This window comes from Pseudonocardia benzenivorans CB1190 (assembly GCF_000196675.2).
Classification (GTDB): domain Bacteria; phylum Actinomycetota; class Actinomycetes; order Mycobacteriales; family Pseudonocardiaceae; genus Pseudonocardia; species Pseudonocardia benzenivorans.
The window spans coordinates 3776029-3793415 of sequence record NC_015312.1 but is presented as its reverse complement, the minus strand read 5'-3'; the positions used below and the strand labels follow the sequence as shown (position 1 = coordinate 3793415).

Sequence of the window (17387 nt, the reverse complement as noted above, 5' to 3'; positions counted from 1 at the left end):
GATGCGCACATGCGGCTGGACCGGCTCGACGAGCAGCTGATCGCCCTGCTCACCGACGACGCCCGGCGCAGCTACGCCGACCTGGGCGGGCGCGTCGGGCTGACGGCCTCCGCGGTCAAGCGCCGCGTCGACCGGCTGCGCGCGGGCGGGGCGATCACCGGCTTCACGGTGACGATCGACCCCGCGGCCCTCGGCTGGACCGTCGAGGGCTACGTGGAGCTGTTCTGCCGGTCCTCGACCCCGCCGGAGGTGATCAGGGCGGCGGTGGAGCCGTTCGCGGAGGTCGTCGACGCGAGCACGATCTCCGGCGACGCGGACGCGCTGTTGCACATCCTCGCCGCCGACATGCGCGACTTCGAACGGGTCCTCGAGCGCATCGGGGCAGAGCCGTTCGTCGCCAGGACCCGGTCGGTCCTGGTGCTCTCGCCGCTGCTGCGCCGCGGGGCCGGTCCCCGGGCCTGATCGCGGGAACCGGCGCCCGCGCAACGATCCGCCACGGCGGGCGCCGGACGCGCAACGATCCGCCGTGGACGCGCAACGGAGGCCGATTGTCGTGCACGGCGGGGCTTCCTACCGTCGAGGTACGCGACCACCCGTCGCGACCCGGGAGGCTGCCGTGACCCTGACCGACCCGCTCGCCGCGACCACCACATGGCACGAGCAGCTGCTCGCCGAGCGTTCCGCGCACAACTACGCGCCCCTGCCCGTCGTGCTGACCAGCGGCTCGGGTGCCCGCGTCGTCGACGTCGAGGGCCGCGAGTACATCGACTGTCTCGCCGGGTACTCGGCGCTCAACTTCGGACACGGCCATCCCGCGCTGGTGGCCGCCGCGCACCGCCAGCTCGACCGGCTGACGCTCACCGGCCGGGCGTTCGGCAACGACCAGCTCGGCCCGTTCTGCGCCGAGCTCGCGGCGCTGGTCGGCAAGCAGATGGTGCTGCCGATGAACACCGGCGCCGAGGCCGTCGAGTCGGGGCTGAAGGTCGCCCGCAAGTGGGGCTACGAGGTCCGCGGCGTGCCCCACGACCGGGCCCGGGTCGTGGTCGCGGCGAACAACTTCCACGGCCGCACCATCGGCATCGTCGGCTTCTCGACGGATCCGGAGGCGCGCAACGGGTTCGGGCCCTTCGCGCCCGGCTTCGACGTCGTCCCGTACGGCGACGCGGACGCCCTGCGGGCGGCCGTCGGGCCCGAGACCGTCGCCGTGCTCGTCGAGCCGGTGCAGGGCGAGGCCGGCGTCGTGGTGCCGCCGCCGGGCTACCTGGCGGCCGTCCGCGACATCTGCACCGACGCCGGGATCCTCTTCGTGGCCGACGAGGTTCAGTCCGGCTTCGGGCGCACCGGGCACGTCCTGGCGACGCGCGGTCTCGGGGGCGTCGACGCCGACGTCTACCTGCTGGGCAAGGCCCTGGGCGGGGGCATCCTGCCGGTGTCCGCCGTCGTCGCCGACGAGGCCGTCCTGGGTGTGCTGCGACCCGGCCAGCACGGCTCGACGTTCGGCGGGAACCCGCTCGCCTGCGCCGTCGGACGGGCCGCGGTAGGCCTGATGGCGGAGCCCGCCCTGCTCCGTCAGGTCGTCACGCTGGGTGAAATCCTGCGCACGGAGCTCGAGGCGCTGGTCGGTCGCGGCGTCGTCACGTTCCGTAGCGTCGGACTGTGGGCAGGGGTCGACATCGACCCCGCGCTCGGTACCGGACGGACGGTCTGTGAGGCCCTGTGTGCCCGCGGCGTGCTGGCCAAGGAGACCCACGGTGCGACGGTGCGGCTCTCGCCGCCGCTGGTCATCGCGGAGGCTGACCTGCGGCACGCTCTCGCGACGCTCGGCGAGGTGCTGGCCGGGCTCGCCGGCTGACCGCCCCCGCCCCCGGCCCCGGACGCGGTCAGGACGGGGTCAGTGTCCAGCCGTCGACGCTCCCCTCGACGACGCGTTCGGGCGCGAGGGCGCCCAGCGCCAGCGTGGCGACGAGGCGCGCGAGCTGCCCGGACGCCGGACTCGTGTCGAGCGCGATCCGGGCGAGCAGGACGTCGACGAGCGACGGGCACAGCTGCGCGGCGGGCGGGAAGGTCCGCAGCGCCCCGCTGCGCTGGCCGTTCTCGACCAGGTCGAGCAGTACGTCGACGACGGGGGCGATCACGCGGGGGTCCTGCTCGTCGGAGGGGTCGGGGAGCGCGCCGACGCGGACCGTGTAGTCCTGCGTGGCGGCCCAGTAGGCGGCGGTGATCCCGCGGTTGCGGACGCCGATGCGGGTCAGCGCGCGGATCTGTGTGACAAGGGCGCCGACGACCTCGGCGGGCGGCGTGTCGGACCGGGCCGCGTCCGCCGCGGCGGCGCGGCACGCGGCGACCAGTGGGGCGATGAGCGGTGCGAAGACCTCGGCGATCAGCGCGTGCTTGGCGGGGAAGTGGTTGTAGGCGGTGGCCGAGCTGACCCCCGCGTTCGAGGCGACGTCCTCGATCCGCGTGCGCACCCAGCCCCGCGCGGTGAACGTGGCGTCGGCGGCATCGAGCAGCGCACGCCGGGTGCGGTTGCGCTTCGTGGCCGCGGCCCGCGCGCGCGGATCGGCCGAATGGGGGTCGGGGGCGGGACTCATTACACGCAGCGTAGCCAATCCGGGCCCAATTACCCTTGACTCCAAGTCGGGATTCACCCAAGATACGGATTTGTACTTGAAAGTCGAACGTCGTGGAGATACCGCCGGGCACAGCGGTCTCCATGATCCGTACAGCGGGGGAGGCTCGCACGCCGGCGGTCGGGGGATCGCGGTGGGTGAGAATCGACGTCGAGTCCTCTTGCGCTGCCGTGAACGGGGCCCGCTTCCTCACCGCGGATCGGCACCGGTCGGACATTCGGAGTTGCCCGGTGGTCCACCGATGGCGGCTCCGGTGCAGGGAGGGGACCCCGATGCACGCTCCGTCAGAGCCGGCCGCCGCCGGCACCCCACGCCGATGACCGCCGCGACCGCCGCGACCGTGACGACCCGGACGCCGGTCACCACGCCGCCCGCGAAGTACCCGGTCCCGTCTGCCAGAGCCACATCCGGTGTCAGAGCCACATCCGGTGTCATGGCCACATCCGGTGCCGCGGCCGCGGTCACCACCTCGACACCGCCCGTTCCGGTGCTGCCGCGCCCGCGCGTCGCGCCCGACGCGGCCGCACCGCCGACGCCCGACGGGGCGGTCGGCCCCGCCGACGCCGCGCTCGCGCTCGCCGAGGACCCGCTCGCCGCGAAGGCCGCCGCCGAGCCCGTCCCGGAGGGTCCCGCCGAGCAGCTGGAGGCGCTCGTCGGCGACGCCGCCGCAGGTCACCCGGCCGCCCGGGACGCGCTGCTCGCCCTCATCCACCCCATGGTGCTGCGGTACTGCCGCGCCCGGCTCGGCCGCCAGGAGTCCGTGATCGGCGCCGCCGAGGACGTCGCGCAGGACGTCTGCCTCGCCGTCGTGCGGGCGCTGCCCAACTACACCGTGAAGGGACTGTCGTTCCGCGCCTTCGTCTACGGCATCGCGGCCCACAAGGTCACCGACGCGTTCCGGGCCATCGGCCGCAACCGGTCCGAGCCGGTCCCCGAGGTGCCCGACACCGTGTCGGGGGCGGAGAGCCCGGAGCACCGCGCGCTGGCCGTCGAGCTCGGCGAGCGGCTGGGGGAGCTGCTGCACACCCTGACCCCGCGCCAGCGCGAGGTGATCGTCCTCCGCGTCGCCGTCGGGCTGTCCGCCGAGGAGACCGCGCACGCCGTGCGCTCGACACCCGGCGCGGTCCGGGTGACCCAGCACCGGGCCCTCACCCGGCTGCGTCAGGTTCTCGTCGACCACGAGGCGGCGGCACTGCTGCTGGCCGACGCGGCCGCGGGCCGGGGACCGGGCGACGGCCCTGGCGACGGGGCGGGCGAGGCGACCGGCGACGGCGCCGACGGGGCCCGTGCGGAGTCCCCCGCGCAGGCGGACCGGGACGAACGGGTCGGCTGAGCGGCGAACCGCCCGGGGAGTAGCCTGGCGACGATCACCAGACATCGTCACCGGGCCTCGTCGTCCGGGTCAGGAGGACACGTGTCGGCTGGCCAGATCGCCGCGCTGATCGCCGCCGGCGCGTTCGTCGTACTGGTGCTGATCGCGGCCGTCCCGCTGATCAAGCTCGGCCGCACCCTCGACGAGGCCACCGTCGCGATCCGCAAGGCCCACGAGGGCAGCGCGCCGCTGCTGTCCGACGCGCACACCACGCTCAACCAGGTCAACACGCAGCTGGAACGTGTCGACGGGATCACCGCCGGGGCCCGCACCGTCACCGCCAACGTGTCGGTCCTGTCCTCGCTGTTCACCGCGACGCTCGGTGGCCCGCTCGTGCGTGCCGCCGCGTTCTCCTACGGCGTCAACAAGGCGATCAAGGCCCGCCGCGCGGGCAAGGGCAGGAAGAAGGCCCGCGCGTGAAGCGGCTGTTCTGGCTCGGCGTCGGCGTCGCCGCGGGCGTCTACGGCAGCAGGCGTGCCACGCGCGCCGCGCAGAGCCTCACCCCGGCCGGGATGGGCGCCAACATCGCCGATGGGCTGCGCGAGCTCGGTGCCGGCCTCGGTGCGTTCGGCGCGGAGGTCCGCGCCGGCATGCAGTCGCGCGAGCAGGAGCTGGCCGACATGGTCGAGCGCCGCACCGGCACCCCCGTCCCCACCTTCGCCGACGCCGTCGCAGAGGACCCGGCGACGAGCCCCCGGCGAGCGCGCCGGGCGGGGCGTTGACCCGCACGCGCGTCCGCCCCGCCCCTCGGCCCACCGACCGCATCACGTAGAGAGCCGTCCCCGTGCAGACCCATGAGATCGCCCGCCGCTTCACCGACCACTTCACCGGCACCGGCCACACCCGCGTCGCGAGCGCGTCGCTGATCCTCGACGACCCGACGCTGCTGTTCGTCAACGCCGGCATGGTCCAGTTCAAGCCGTACTTCCTCGGCGACGCGCCGGCGCCGTACCCGCGGGCGACGTCGATCCAGAAGTGCGTGCGCACCGGCGACATCGACGAGGTGGGCCGCACGACGCGGCACAACACCTTCTTCCAGATGGCGGGGAACTTCTCCTTCGGCGACTACTTCAAGGAGGGCGCCATCGAGCACGCGTGGCGCCTCATCACGTCGTCGACGTCCGACGGCGGGTACGGCCTCGACCCCGACCGCATCTGGGTCACCGTCTTCCACGACGACGACGAGGCCGCCGGTCTGTGGCAGCGCATCGCGGGCATCCCCGCCGAGCGGATCCAGCGCCGCGGCATGGCCGACAACTACTGGTCGATGGGCGTCGCCGGGCCGTGCGGCCCGTGCTCGGAGATCTACTACGACCGCGGGCCGCAGTACGGCCGTGAGGGCGGGCCCGTCGTCGACGAGGACCGCTACCTGGAGATCTGGAACCTGGTCTTCATGGAGAAGGAGCGGGCCGCCGGCGGGACCAAGGACGACTTCCCGATCATCGGTGAGCTGCCCGCGAAGAACATCGACACCGGGCTGGGCATCGAGCGGGTCGCGTACCTGCTGCAGGGCGTCGACAACGTCTACGAGACCGACCTGGTCCGGCCGGTGATCACCCGTGCCGAGGAGCTGTCCGGACGGCGCTACGGCGCCTCGCACGAGGACGACGTCCGCTTCCGCGTCATCGCCGACCACGCCCGGTCCGGCGTCATGATCATCGGTGACGGTGTCACCCCCTCCAACGACGGGCGCGGCTACGTCCTGCGGCGGCTGCTGCGCCGCATCGTGCGCTCGTCGCGGCTGCTCGGCGTGCAGGAGCCCGTGCTGGGCGCGTTCGCCGAGGTCGTCCGCGACGAGATGGCGCCGTCCTACCCGGAGCTGGTCACCGACTTCGAGCGCATCTCCGCCGTCGTCCGCGCCGAGGAGGAGGCGTTCCTGCAGACGCTGACCGCGGGATCGCGCATCTTCGACGTGGCCGTCGCCGACACCCGCAGGGCCGGCGGCACGACGCTCGCCGGCGACCAGGCGTTCCAGCTGCACGACACGTACGGCTTCCCGATCGACCTGACGCTGGAGATGGCTGCCGAGGCCGGGCTCACCGTCGACCAGGACCGGTTCGCCGCGCTCATGACCGAGCAGCGCACCCGAGCCAAGGCCGACGCGGCCGCGCGCAAGACCGGCCACCACGACGGCTCGGTCTACCGCCCGCTGCTCGACGCCCACGGCACCACGACGTTCCTCGGCTACACCGAGCTCGCCGCCGAGGGCACCGTCGTCGGCCTCGTCGTCGACGGGGCGGCGGTCCCCGCCGCGAGCGAGGGCCAGCAGGTCGAGGTCGTGCTCGACCGCACCCCGTTCTACGCCGAGGCGGGCGGCCAGCAGGCCGACCACGGCGTGCTGCGCACCGGATCGGCCATCGTCCGCATCGACGACGTGCAGTCGCCGGTCGCGGGGCTGCGCGTGCACCGCGGCACCGTCGAGGCCGGGACCGTCGCGGTCGACGACGCCGTCGTCGCCGAGGTCGACGTCGCCCGCCGCGCGTCGATCTCCCGGGCCCACACCGCCACCCACCTCGTGCACGCGGGCGTCCGCGGGGCCCTGGGCACGGCGGCGGCGCAGGCCGGGTCGCTCAACGCCCCCGGCAGGCTGCGGTTCGACTTCACCTCCCCGTCCGGCGCCGTGCCCGCCGCGGCGCTCGCCGAGATCGAGGAGGAGGTCAACACGAAGCTGCAGGAGAACCGCGAGGTCGAGACGTACGAGACCTCCATGGACGAGGCCCGCCGGCTCGGCGCGATGATGCTGTTCGGCGAGAAGTACGGCGACCGGGTCCGCGTCGTCGACATGGGGGACTACTCGCGCGAGCTGTGCGGCGGCACGCACGTCGCGCGCACCGGCGAGCTGGGCATCGTCAAGGTGCTGTCGGAGGCGTCCATCGGCTCGGGCGTCCGTCGCGTCGAGGCCCTCGTCGGCAACGACGCGCTGCGCCAGGTCTCGACCGAGCACCTGCTGCTCTCGCAGATCTCCGACCAGCTCAAGGCACGCCCCGACGAGCTGCCAGACCGCATCGCCGCGCTGGTGGAGCGGCTGCGCACCGCCGAGCGCGACCTCGAGAAGCACCGGGCCGACGCCGCGCTGGGCGCCGCGGGTGCACTCGCCGACGGCGCGGAGGACGTCGCCGGGATCGCACTGGTCGCGGTCGCGGCCCCGGCCGGGGTCTCGGGTAACGACCTGCGCGCGCTCGCCGCCGACGTGCGGGGGCGGCTGGGCGACCGGCCGGGTGTCGTCGCCCTGTTCGGCACCGACGGCGACAAGGTCTCCTTCGTCGTGGCGACGACCGCCGCCGCGCGCGACCGCGGCCTCGCCGCGGGGAAGCTCATCCCGGCGTTCGCGCCCGCCGTCGGCGGCCGCGGCGGCGGCAAGCCCGATCTCGCTCAGGGCGGCGGGCAGAACCCGGCGGGCGTCCCCGACGCCATCGCCGCGCTGCGCTCCGCGCTCGCCGCCGGGTGAGCGCTCCCCGGCGCGGCCGCCGGCTCGGGATCGACGTCGGGGCCGTCAGGGTCGGTGTGGCCCTGTCGGACCCCGACGGCATGCTCGCGACGCCGCTGGTCACCGTCGCGCGCGACCTGCGGGAGGCGGGCGACCGCAGCGGGTCGGACCTGCGCGAGATCGCCGCGCTCGTGGCGGAGCACGACGTGGTGCAGGTGATCGTCGGGCTGCCGCGCACGCTGGCCGGTGCCGAGGGTCCCGCCGCGGCGGCGGCCCGCGCCTTCGCCGACGACCTCGTCGCCGTCCTCGACGTCCCCGTCGAGCTCTCCGACGAGCGGCTGACCACCGTCGTCGCCACCCGCCAGCTGCGCGAACGCGGCGTCAAGGGCAAGCGGCAGCGGGCGGTCGTCGACCAGGCGGCGGCCGTCGCGATCCTGCAGGGCTGGCTCGACGCCCGGCCCCGGTGACGGTCGGCAGGAAGGAGCCGGTCCGCGCGCGGTCGGGGCGTCGGTATTGTCGGGACCTGTGAACCCCGTTGCGCCCGACGTCGGCAGCTCCGGCCGGCTCCGGTGACCGAGGGGTCGGACGGCCGCGGCCGAGACGACGGGCGGCCGCCGCCGCGCCGCGCCGCAGCGGCACCGCGGCGCGCGGAGCCCTGGCACGACGAGCCCCGCCCGGGGCCCGCCGACCCGTCGGGGTCGTCCCTCGGCAGGCACAGCGGTGCCCACCGGGTGAACGGCGAGCCGCCCGCGCGCGAGCCGCGGCGTCGCCGCGAGCGTCCGGGGCACGAGACCGAGCAGGGCACCGAGAAGCTCCCCGGATACCGGGGCCGGCGCGCTCGTCGCGATGCCGACGACCTCGCCACCTCGTTCGGGGCCACCTCGTTCGGGGCCACCTCGTTCGGAACGGGCTCGGGACCGGAGCTTCCGGCCGCCGGGTCGACGGCCCGCCGCGCCGCGGGAGGCCGGCGCCGGCGTGCCGAGCCGGCCGACCCCTACGACCCGGGGACGGTCCCGTCGATGCCACCGGCGTCGCGTGCGCGCCGTCGCGAGCCGGTCGCCGACGAGGGCGCCGTCGCGGAGACCGTCCGCGCCCGCAGCGTCGGCGCCCGTGCGGACGCTCGTGCGGATGCCCAGCGGGGGGATGGCCGGGACGTGGATTCCCGGCACGGGGACGGCCGGCCAAGTGTCGGCAGGCCGCGGCCGGAGTACCCGGACTACCGCGACCCCGGCGACGACGACTACGCGGCGGCGGAGCGGGCCGGTCGCGGCGCGGCCGGGTACCGGCGGTCGGGGACGGCCGAGCCGGGCGGGTACCGCGAGGACCCGGGACCCGGCGCCCGCGCGTACGAGACCCGATACGACGCCCGCGGCGGCGGGCGCTACGGCACCCACCCGACCGGCGGCGGGTCCTACGGCGGCGACCCCGGCGGTGGCGACCCCGGCGGTGGCGGGTCGGACGGCAGCGAATCCGACGGGGGCGGACCGTACGAGGGCGAGTCCCACGACGGCGACGCGTACTCCCACCGCTACTCCGACCCGGACGGCGGCGAGGGTTCGGGCGAGCCGTACTCGCCCGGCACCGGCGACAGGCGTGCCGACGCCGACCCCGGTGATCAGCCGCCCGACCGTGCCGCACCCCGGCGCACCGCGGCCGCCCCGACCGGCAGACGCGGCGCCCGCCGGACTGCGCCGGTGTCGGCGGTGCACCGGCGGAGGCGCCTCGTCGTGGTGGTCGTCGCCGCGGTCGTGCTGCTCGGTGCGATCGCGGGCGGCGGCGTCTACCTCTTCGGCTCCCTGTTCGACCCCGACTACGACGGACCCGGTAGCGGCGACGTCATCGTGCGTGTCCAGGCGGGCGACTCCACCAGCCAGATCGGCACGATGCTCACCAGCCGCGGCGTCGTCGCCAGCGCCGGGGCGTTCACCCACGCGGCCCGCGGCAACCAGCGCATCCTCGCGGTGCAGCCCGGGTACTACCAGATGAACGGGCGGATGTCGGCCGCCGCGGCGGTCGGCAAGCTCGTCGACCCCGCCTCGCGCGTCGGCAAGCTGGAGATCCGCGGCGGTACCCAGCTCGACGACACCCGATCCCCCGACGGGACGACGAGCCCCGGCGTGCTCAGCCTGATCTCACAGGCCAGCTGCGGCCAGATCGACGGCAGGCGCCAGTGCGTCAGCGTCGACGACCTGCGCGCGGCGATGGAGCAGGCCGACCCGGCGCAGCTCGGCGTCCCCGCATGGGCCGTCGACGGGGTGACCAAGGCCGACCCGGCGCGCCGGTTCGAAGGTCTCGTCGCACCGGGCCTCTACGACGTCGAACCCGGGACGTCGGCCACGGACGTCTGGAAGGCACTGCTGGCGGCGTCCGTGCCGATCCTCGAGGCCACCGGCGTCGCCGACGCCGGCGCGAAGACCGGGGTCAGCCCGTACCAGGCATTGATCATCTCCTCGCTCGTCGAGAAGGAGGCGATCACCCCGGACATGCCGAAGGTGGCGCGCGTCGTCTACAACCGGCTCGCCGCGGGCCAGCGCCTCGAGCTCGACTCGACGGTCAACTACCCGCTCGACGTGCAGGCCCTCCGCACGACCGCGGAGGCCCGCGCGAAGGTCGGCCCCTACAACTCCTACGCCGTCGCCGGACTGCCACCGACCCCGATCGCGGCGCCCGGCAAGGCGGCGATGGCGGCGGCGCTCGCCCCTGAGCCCGGCCCCTGGCTCTTCTTCGTCCGCTGCCGGCCCGACGGCACCTCCTGCTTCGGGACGACGCTCGCCGAGCACCAGGACAACGTGCGGCAGGCGATCGCCAACGGCGCGTTCTGACGTGCCCGAACCATCGCCCGGGCCCTCGGGGTCGTCGGTCGTCGTGCGCGTCGAGGTCGACCACGGGCTGGCCGAGCTGGTCTCCGATCCGGACCGGCCGTCGTCGTGGACGCTGCTCGTCGACGGCACCGCGCAGTCGCACGTCGACCTCGACGACCCGACCCATCTCGAGTTCGAGTACGTCCGCAGGCTCGGGCACGTCGTCGACGCGCTCGCCCCCGCGGGCGAGCCGCTGCGTGTCGTGCACCTCGGGGGCGGGGCGTGGACGTTGGCACGCTACGTCGCGGCGACGCGGCCGCGGTCCCCGCAGACGGTCGTCGAGCTCGACGGGGCGCTGGCCCGGCTGGTCGGCGACCGGCTGCCGGCCGACGACGACCTCTGGCAGCTGCGCGTCGGCGACGCCCGCACCGAGGCCGTGGCCCTGCCCCCGGGCGGTGCCGACCTGCTGGTCGTCGACGTCTTCGCCGGCGCCCGGATCCCGGCGCACCTGACGTCGGTCGAGTTCGCCGGGCTCGCCGCCGCCGCCCTCGCACCGGGCGGTGTCCTCGCGGTCAACCTGGCCGACGGCGGACCGCTCGCGTTCGCGCGCAGCCAGGTCACGACGGTCGGCACGGTACTGGCGCACCGCGCCCTCGTCGTGGCCGGCGACGTCTGGCACGGGCGCCGCTTCGGCAACCTGCTGCTGCTCGCCTCGGCCGACCCGCTGCCGCTCGGCGACCTGGCGCGGGCCACCGCCGCCGACCCCTTCCCGGCCGGCGTGCGGCACGGTGCCGAGCTGCGCCGGTTCGCCCGGACGGGGGCCGTGGTCACCGACCGGACGGCCGTGCCGTCACCGGTCCCGCCCGCGGGGTTCTTCGGCCGTCCTGCCGACGGGCCCTGAGCCAGGCCCAGCGCCCTGTGACCGGGTCGGGCCCTGTGAGCGGCCAGGTCATGCGCCCCAGCCGTACACGCGGTCGAGGCGGATCGTCAGCACGAGGCGGCGCTGCTCGACCATCGCGGCGCGGAACTCGTCCCAGTCGGGGTGCTCGCCCTGCACCGCGCGGTAGACGTCGACCAGCTCGTCGACCGTCGCGTCGTGCGGGTCCGCGGCGGGGGCCGAGAGTTCCGCGGTGCCCTCGCCGACGGCGTAGCCGCCTCCGTCGGGCCGGACGACCATGTAGGTCGCGCGCGGGTCGCGGCGCAGGTTGCGGGTCTTCGCGCGGTCGTCGGTCACGGAGATGCGCAGCGTGCGGGTCGCGGGGTCGATGGCGTGCGCGACGACGGAGGCCTGGGGCCGCCCGTCGCGCTTGAGGGTCATCAGGATGCCCGTTCCGGCCTGTGTGAACTGGGCGATGAGGGCGTCGTCGGCGGCCACGTCCGCCGACGCTAGTCCCGATCACGGCCCAGCACACGCCACCGACGTTCTCGGACGTGTCGGGCTCACCGGAGGCGAACCGTCCCCATGTCCGGTGACGATCCACAGGTCGCGGCGGACCTGCCCCGCCGCCGGGCAGGCCGGACGACGATCAGGGCATGAACGGACACGAACGGGCCGTCGGGGCGCCGCGGGACGGGACCGCGTCCGCGACGGGCGGACGCCCGGCGCTCGCGGCCGGGAGCGGGCCATCCCCGTCGCGTCCCGCGCGGGGTTCGCGTCCTGCCCGGCGACCTGGGCGGTGGCTGAAGCCGGCCCCCCGCGGCCGGTCGGCGGCACCACCGGCCGGGCCGACGCGCGCGCCGCCCAGCGGGGCGGTCGTCGGGGTGGTCGTGGTCGGGGCGGTTCTCGGACCGGCCGCTGCGGCGCGCCGGCCGGTCGAGTTCGCGGTGCTCCTGCTCGCCGCCGTGGCGGGCGGGGTGGCGGGTCCCTCGGTGCGGGCGGCGATCTTCCGGCACTCGGTCCCCGGACGGGACGCCTTCCGGTCGCGCTGTCCGCGCTGTGCGGCGGCGCTCGCCGTCGGAACACGGGTCCCCGGTGCGTGGCCGCGGAAAGGCCGGGGCCCGGCCGCGGCCGTGGTCCCGCGCCGGTGGTGGCGCGCCCCGGGACCGGGCCGGCTTCCGGCCAGCGGACGGGCACCGTGCTGCGGGGTGCGGATCGGACCGCCCGCGGCCTCGGTCGAGGCGGTCTCCGCGCTGGCCTGCGCGCTCGTGGTCGCCGCCCGGCCGGGCCCGGCCGCGGTCGCGGGATGCTGGATCGCGGTGTGCGGGATCGCCCTCGTGGCCGTCGACGCGGCGGTGCACCGACTGCCCGGACCGCTCACCGTCGCGACGACGGCCGGGTCCGGGTTCGCGCTGGTCCCGACCGCGTGGGTCGACCCGGCGGGGGTGGCCCGGGCCGTCGCCGCCGCGGCCGCGGCGACGGGGGTGCTGCTGCTCGTCCGCGCGGCGACCCGCGGCGGGCTCGGTGGGGGAGACTGCACGCTCGCGCCCGCACTCGGCGCGACGGCGGGTCGCGACGGCTGGCCGGCTCTGCTCCTGGCAGGTCTCGTGGGTGCGGTGCTCGGCGCGCTGCACGCGCTGGTCGTGGCCGCGCGGACCGGTCGGGTGCGCGGTGTCGAGGTGCCGTTCGGGCCCGCGTTGGTGGTCGGCGTGCTCGCCGTCGTGACGGCCGTCGGGCCGCCGGGCTGACCGGGGACGACCGCGGCGAGTGCGCAGGTGGACGGGTGAGAGGATGGACGGCGTGTTGCGTTGGATCACCGCAGGGGAGTCGCACGGTCCGGCCCTGGTCGCCGTGCTCGAGGGCATGGTCGCCGGCGTCGAGGTGACGTCGAAGGAGATCGCGGCCGAGCTGGCCCGGCGCCGCCTGGGCTACGGCCGCGGCGCCCGGATGAAGTTCGAGGCCGACGAGCTGGAGATCATCGGCGGCATCCGCCACGGTCTCACGCAGGGCGGCCCTGTCGCGGTGCGCATCGGCAACACCGAGTGGCCCAAGTGGGAGACGGTGATGGCGGCCGATCCGGTCGACCCGGAGCTGATCGCCAACCGTGCGCGCAACGCTCCGCTCACCCGGCCGCGCCCGGGTCACGCCGACCTCGCCGGGATGACGAAGTTCGGGTTCGACGACGCCCGTCCCGTCCTCGAGCGGGCGAGCGCGCGGGAGACCGCCTCGCGTGTCGTTCTGGGCACCGTCGCCAAGGCGTTCCTCGCCCAGGCGTTCGGGGTCACCGTGGTGTCCCACGTCGTCGCCCTCGGTGCCGCGGAGGCGCCCGACGACGTCGTTCCGGGTCCCGGCGACCTCGAGAAGGTCGACGCCAACCCCGTCCGCGCCGTCGACCCGGCGGCGGCCGCGGCGATGATCGCCGAGGTCGACGCCGCGCAGGAGGACGGCGACACCCTCGGCGGCGTCGTCGAGGTGATCGCCTACGGCATGCCCGTCGGCGTCGGGTCGTACGTCCACTCCGACCGGCGGCTCGACGCGCGGCTCGCCGGCGCCCTCATGGGCATCCAGGCGATGAAGGGCGTCGAGATCGGCGACGGTTTCCGCACCGCCCGCCGCCGCGGCAGCGCCGCGCACGACGAGATGGTGCCGGGCGCGCCGGTCGAGCGGCTCAGCAACCGCGCGGGCGGCATCGAGGGCGGCATGACCAACGGCGAGCCGGTCCGGGTACGTGTGGCGATGAAGCCGATCTCCACGGTCCCGCGGGCGCTGCGCACCGTCGACGTCGCGACCGGGCACGAGGCCCAGGCCATCCACCAGCGGTCCGACGTCTGCGCGGTGCCGGCGGCCGGTGTCGTCGCCGAGGCGATGGTCGCCCTCGTGCTCGCCGACGCGGCGCTGGAGAAGTTCGGCGGGGACTCGGTTGCCGAGACCGTCCGCAACCTGCGCTCCTACGAGCAGGCCGCGCCGCGCTTCGGGGCGGACGGGTGAGCGGGGGCAGGCCGAGCGTCGTGTTCGTCGGGCCGCCCGGCTCCGGGAAGAGCACCGTCGGCAAGGTGGTCGCGCGCCGGCTGGGCGTCGCGTTCACCGACGCCGACGCGCTCATCGAGGAGCGGGCCGGCAAGTCGATCGCCGACATATTCACCGAGGACGGTGAGGACGCGTTCCGGGCCCTCGAGCGCGAGGTCGTCGCCGACGCCCTCGCCCGCGACTGCGGGGTCCTCGCGCTCGGCGGCGGCGCGGTGCTGGCCGCGGAGACGCGGGCCGCCCTGCGGGGCCACCGGGTCGTCGCCCTGAGCGTGACCCTGGCCGACGGCATGCGGCGCACCGGCATGTCCACGGCGCGCCCGCTGCTGGCGGGTGTCAATCCCCGCGCGACGTTCAAGGCCCTGCTCGACGCCCGGGCGCCGCTGTACGCGGAGGTCGCGACGGTGACGGTCGAGACCGCCAAGCGCAGCGCCAACCAGGTCGCGACGGCCGTGCTGGCGGCGCTGGGGGAGTCCGTCCCCGAGCCCGCACCCGTACCGGGCGACCCGCTCGACGAGCCGACCCCGCACGACGGTGTCGACCTGCCCGCCCCCTTCGTGCGCGACGACGCCCGCTCCTGACCGCGACGACGTCCGGCCCTTGCGCCGTGTGGGCGCCTGGCCGTGCGGCCAGGCGCGCCGGCCGACCGACCGCCGCGCAGCGACCGGCCGTACCGCCGCACGGGCGCGCGGTCCGTACCGCTGTCCGGGCGCCCGGCCCCGACCCGCTGTTCGGCGGGCCGGACCTGACCGCCGCGGGGACGCGCGCCCGTGACCGCCGCGTCGGCGGGCGGCCCTGACCGCGCCCCCCCACCCTCAGGACGGGGCGGGCGCTCGCCGGGTGCCGGCCCGGCGCGCGCCCGGTCGTCGTTAGGGTCGTCGCATGAGCGAGCCCGTGAAGCCCGGCGAGTCGGTCCGTATCGAGGTCGCCGCCGAGCGTCCCTACGAGGTCCGGGTCGGTCGCGGCGTGCGCGGGGACCTCGCCGAGGTCGTCGAGGGCACCGGTGCCCGTACGGCGGTCCTCGTCCACCAGCCGCCGCTCGCCGACGAGGCCGAGGCCGCCCGCCGGGAGCTGGAGGCCGCGGGTCTCGACGCGCACCGCGTCGAGGTTCCCGATGCCGAGGAGGGCAAGGCGCTCGCCGTGGCGGGCTACTGCTGGGAGGTCTGCGGGACGGTCGGGCTCACCCGGCGTGACGTCGTCGTCGGCTTCGGCGGCGGCGCCGTCACCGACCTGGCCGGGTTCGTGGCCGCGACGTGGATGCGCGGGGTGAACGTCGTCCACGTGCCGACGACCCTGCTCGCCATGGTCGACGCGGCGGTCGGCGGCAAGACCGGGATCAACACCGCGGCCGGCAAGAACCTCGTCGGCGCGTTCCACGAGCCCGCCGCCGTCCTCGTCGACCTCGCGACGCTGGAGACCCTGCCCGCGCCGGAGCTGGTCGCGGGTATGGCCGAGGTCGTGAAGGCCGGGTTCATCGTCGACCCGGTCATCCTGGAGCTGGTCGAGAAGGACCCGGCCGCGGCCCTGGACCCGCGCGGCGACGTGCTGCCCGAGCTGGTCCGGCGCGCGATCCGGGTGAAGGCCGACGTCGTGGGGGCCGATCTGCGCGAGTCGCACCTGCGCGAGATCCTCAACTACGGCCACACCCTCGGCCACGCGATCGAACGGCGCGAGGACTACACGTGGCGCCACGGCGCCGCGGTCAGCGTCGGCATGGTGTTCGCCGCCGAGCTGGCCCGGGCCGCCGGCCGCCTCGACGACGCCACCGCCGACCGCCACCGCGGGGTCCTCACCTCGATCGGGCTGCCCGTCGGCTACGCCCCGGACGCGCTGCCCGAGCTCGTCGCGACCATGGCCGGGGACAAGAAGGCACGCGCGGGCATGCTCCGGTTCGTCGTGCTCGACGGCCTGGCGAAGCCCGGCCGGCTCGAAGGGCCCGATCCCGCGCTGCTGGAACGGGCCTACGACGTCGTGGCCGCGGGCTGACCCGATGCGCCCCCAGGCCGTCCGCCGCGCCGCCCTGCGCGCGCGGCTGCGTGCCCGCGAGCTCGACGGGCTGCTCGTCACCGACCTGGTCAACATCCGCTACCTCACCGGGTTCACCGGGTCCAACGCGGCGCTCCTCGTAGCCGCCGAGGACGACGACGCGAGCCTGTTCTGCACCGACGGCCGCTACGTGACCCAGTCCGCCGCCGAGGTGCCCGACCTCCCGGTGGTGACCGACCGCGCGAGCGCCCGCGCGCTGGCCGCGCGCGCGTCCTGGCTGGGCGTGCAGCACCTCGGCTTCGAGTCCGACGCCGTCACCGTCGACGCCCATCTCGCCCTCGACGAGGCGGCCGGCACCACGGAGCTGGTCCGTGCCCCCGGCCTCGTCGCCGACCTGCGCGCGGTGAAGGACGCCGTCGAGGTCGCGGCGCTGCGCACGGCCTGCGCGGTCGCCGAGGCCGCGCTGACCGATCTGCTGGCCGCGGGTGGTCTCGCGCCGGGCCGCACCGAACGCGGGGTCGCCCTCGACCTCGAGAACCGCATGCGCGAGCACGGCGCGACCGCGCCGGCGTTCCGGACGATCCTCGCCACCGGTGCGCACTCGGCGATCCCGCACCACACCCCGACGGACACCCCGCTGCGCCGCGGCGACCTCGTGAAGATCGACTTCGGCGCGCTCGTCGACGGGTACCACTCCGACGTCACCCGCACCTTCGTCATCGGACCGCCCGCGCAGTGGCAGCGCGACGTGCACGAGCTGGTCGCACGTGCACAGCTCGCGGGTCGTGCGGCGCTCGCGCCGGGGGTCGAGGTCGTCGCGGTCGACGCCGCGTCGCGCGACGTGATCGCCGCGGCGGGGCAGGGCGAGCACTTCGTGCACGGGCTCGGGCACGGGGTCGGCCTGGAGATCCACGAGGCGCCCGCGCTGGCGGCCACCGGCACCGGGACGCTCGCCGCCGGCATGGTGCTGACCGTCGAGCCCGGCGTCTACCTGGAGGGCCGCGGCGGGGTGCGGATCGAGGACACCCTCGTCGTCGGGCCCGACGGCGCGGAGTCGCTCACCCGCCTGCCGCGCGAGCTCGTCGAGGTCTGACGCGGCGGGGCCGCCCTTCGTCGACCGGCCCGTCCGGTCCGGCGTCGTGGCCCGGCGCTATCCTTGACGACAGGAATCGTGGCGGCGTCGCTCGGCGGTCCGCCCGGGACCGGGCGCCGGCCCGGTTCGCCTCCCGCCCGCACGAGCCCGGCACGCACATGCTCCGGCTCGCCCCGC

General features: G+C 75.8%; 15 protein-coding genes and 1 pseudogene. 14 read left to right on the top strand and 2 right to left on the bottom strand.

What is annotated here, in order from left to right; translation table 11 throughout:
- The first annotated feature begins 9 nt into the window (after positions 1-9).
- Positions 10-462, top strand: a complete 453-nt coding sequence (locus PSED_RS17845; RefSeq protein WP_013675641.1) for an Lrp/AsnC family transcriptional regulator — start codon at positions 10-12, stop codon at positions 460-462.
- 154 nt (positions 463-616) lie between these two features.
- Positions 617-1852: an ornithine--oxo-acid transaminase gene (gene rocD / locus PSED_RS17840; protein ID WP_013675640.1), complete on the top strand. Its 1236-nt coding sequence runs from the start codon at positions 617-619 to the stop codon at positions 1850-1852.
- 28 nt (positions 1853-1880) lie between these two features.
- Here the strand turns inward: rocD and PSED_RS17835 are convergent, their stop codons facing one another.
- Entirely contained in the window at positions 1881-2591 is a 711-nt protein-coding gene (locus PSED_RS17835; protein ID WP_013675639.1) for a TetR/AcrR family transcriptional regulator, read from the bottom strand.
- 679 nt (positions 2592-3270) lie between these two features.
- Here PSED_RS17835 and shbA point away from each other — a divergent pair.
- The 7 genes and pseudogenes from shbA to PSED_RS17800 all read left to right on the top strand — a co-directional run.
- A pseudogene (gene shbA / locus PSED_RS17830) lies at positions 3271-3813 on the top strand (RNA polymerase sigma factor ShbA); the annotation flags it as partial.
- A gap of 231 nt (positions 3814-4044) precedes the next feature.
- The gene (locus PSED_RS17825) at positions 4045-4422 is read left to right on the top strand and encodes a DUF948 domain-containing protein (RefSeq protein WP_013675637.1); all 378 of its coding nucleotides are present in this window, start codon (positions 4045-4047) and stop codon (positions 4420-4422) included.
- The gene (locus tag PSED_RS17820; RefSeq protein WP_013675636.1) at positions 4419-4724 is read left to right on the top strand and encodes a hypothetical protein; all 306 of its coding nucleotides are present in this window, start codon (positions 4419-4421) and stop codon (positions 4722-4724) included. Before PSED_RS17825 ends, PSED_RS17820 begins: the two co-directional genes overlap by 4 nt.
- A gap of 62 nt (positions 4725-4786) precedes the next feature.
- Positions 4787-7450: an alanine--tRNA ligase gene (alaS, locus tag PSED_RS17815; RefSeq protein WP_013675635.1), complete on the top strand. Its 2664-nt coding sequence runs from the start codon at positions 4787-4789 to the stop codon at positions 7448-7450.
- Entirely contained in the window at positions 7447-7896 is a 450-nt protein-coding gene (ruvX, locus tag PSED_RS17810; RefSeq protein ID WP_013675634.1) for a Holliday junction resolvase RuvX, read from the top strand. Before alaS ends, ruvX begins: the two co-directional genes overlap by 4 nt.
- Before the next feature lie 264 nt (positions 7897-8160).
- Positions 8161-10251, top strand: coding sequence for an endolytic transglycosylase MltG (gene mltG, locus PSED_RS35335; RefSeq protein WP_143770528.1), 2091 nt, complete (start codon positions 8161-8163; stop codon positions 10249-10251).
- 1 nt (position 10252) lies between these two features.
- Complete coding sequence (locus PSED_RS17800; protein ID WP_173400052.1) at positions 10253-11131, top strand: spermidine synthase; 879 nt, start codon at positions 10253-10255, stop codon at positions 11129-11131.
- 48 nt (positions 11132-11179) lie between these two features.
- On the opposite strand, the gene PSED_RS17795 is transcribed toward PSED_RS17800, so the two are convergent.
- The gene (locus PSED_RS17795; protein ID WP_013675631.1) at positions 11180-11605 is read right to left on the bottom strand and encodes a PPOX class F420-dependent oxidoreductase; all 426 of its coding nucleotides are present in this window, start codon (positions 11603-11605) and stop codon (positions 11180-11182) included.
- Between the two features lie 710 nt (positions 11606-12315).
- Here PSED_RS17795 and PSED_RS17790 point away from each other — a divergent pair.
- The 5 genes from PSED_RS17790 (at position 12316) to PSED_RS17770 (ending at position 17210) form a co-directional block, all read left to right on the top strand.
- Entirely contained in the window at positions 12316-12855 is a 540-nt protein-coding gene (locus PSED_RS17790; RefSeq protein WP_158511325.1) for a prepilin peptidase, read from the top strand.
- 52 nt (positions 12856-12907) lie between these two features.
- A complete protein-coding gene (gene aroC, locus PSED_RS17785) occupies positions 12908-14095 on the top strand; it encodes a chorismate synthase (protein WP_013675629.1) in 1188 nt (395 codons plus the stop codon).
- Positions 14092-14712 (top strand): shikimate kinase, encoded by a 621-nt coding sequence (locus PSED_RS17780; protein WP_013675628.1) that lies wholly within the window; start codon positions 14092-14094, stop codon positions 14710-14712. The genes aroC and PSED_RS17780 overlap by 4 nt, the downstream gene beginning before the upstream one ends.
- A gap of 301 nt (positions 14713-15013) precedes the next feature.
- Positions 15014-16117: a 3-dehydroquinate synthase gene (gene aroB, locus PSED_RS17775; RefSeq protein WP_013675627.1), complete on the top strand. Its 1104-nt coding sequence runs from the start codon at positions 15014-15016 to the stop codon at positions 16115-16117.
- Positions 16118-16121: 4 nt separating this feature from the next.
- Entirely contained in the window at positions 16122-17210 is a 1089-nt protein-coding gene (locus tag PSED_RS17770) for a M24 family metallopeptidase (protein WP_013675626.1), read from the top strand.
- Positions 17211-17387: the final 177 nt, after the last annotated feature.

What these genes read in the sequence shown, in the direction of transcription:
- PSED_RS17845 (WP_013675641.1), top strand. Translation starts at nt 10, where the DNA reads ATGCGGCTGGACCGGCTCGACGAGCAGCTGATCGCCCTGCTCACCGAC.
- PSED_RS17835 (WP_013675639.1), bottom strand. Translation starts at nt 2,591, where the DNA reads ATGAGTCCCGCCCCCGACCCCCATTCGGCCGATCCGCGCGCGCGGGCC.
- aroB (WP_013675627.1), top strand. Translation starts at nt 15,014, where the DNA reads ATGAGCGAGCCCGTGAAGCCCGGCGAGTCGGTCCGTATCGAGGTCGCC.
- PSED_RS17770 (WP_013675626.1), top strand. Translation starts at nt 16,122, where the DNA reads ATGCGCCCCCAGGCCGTCCGCCGCGCCGCCCTGCGCGCGCGGCTGCGT.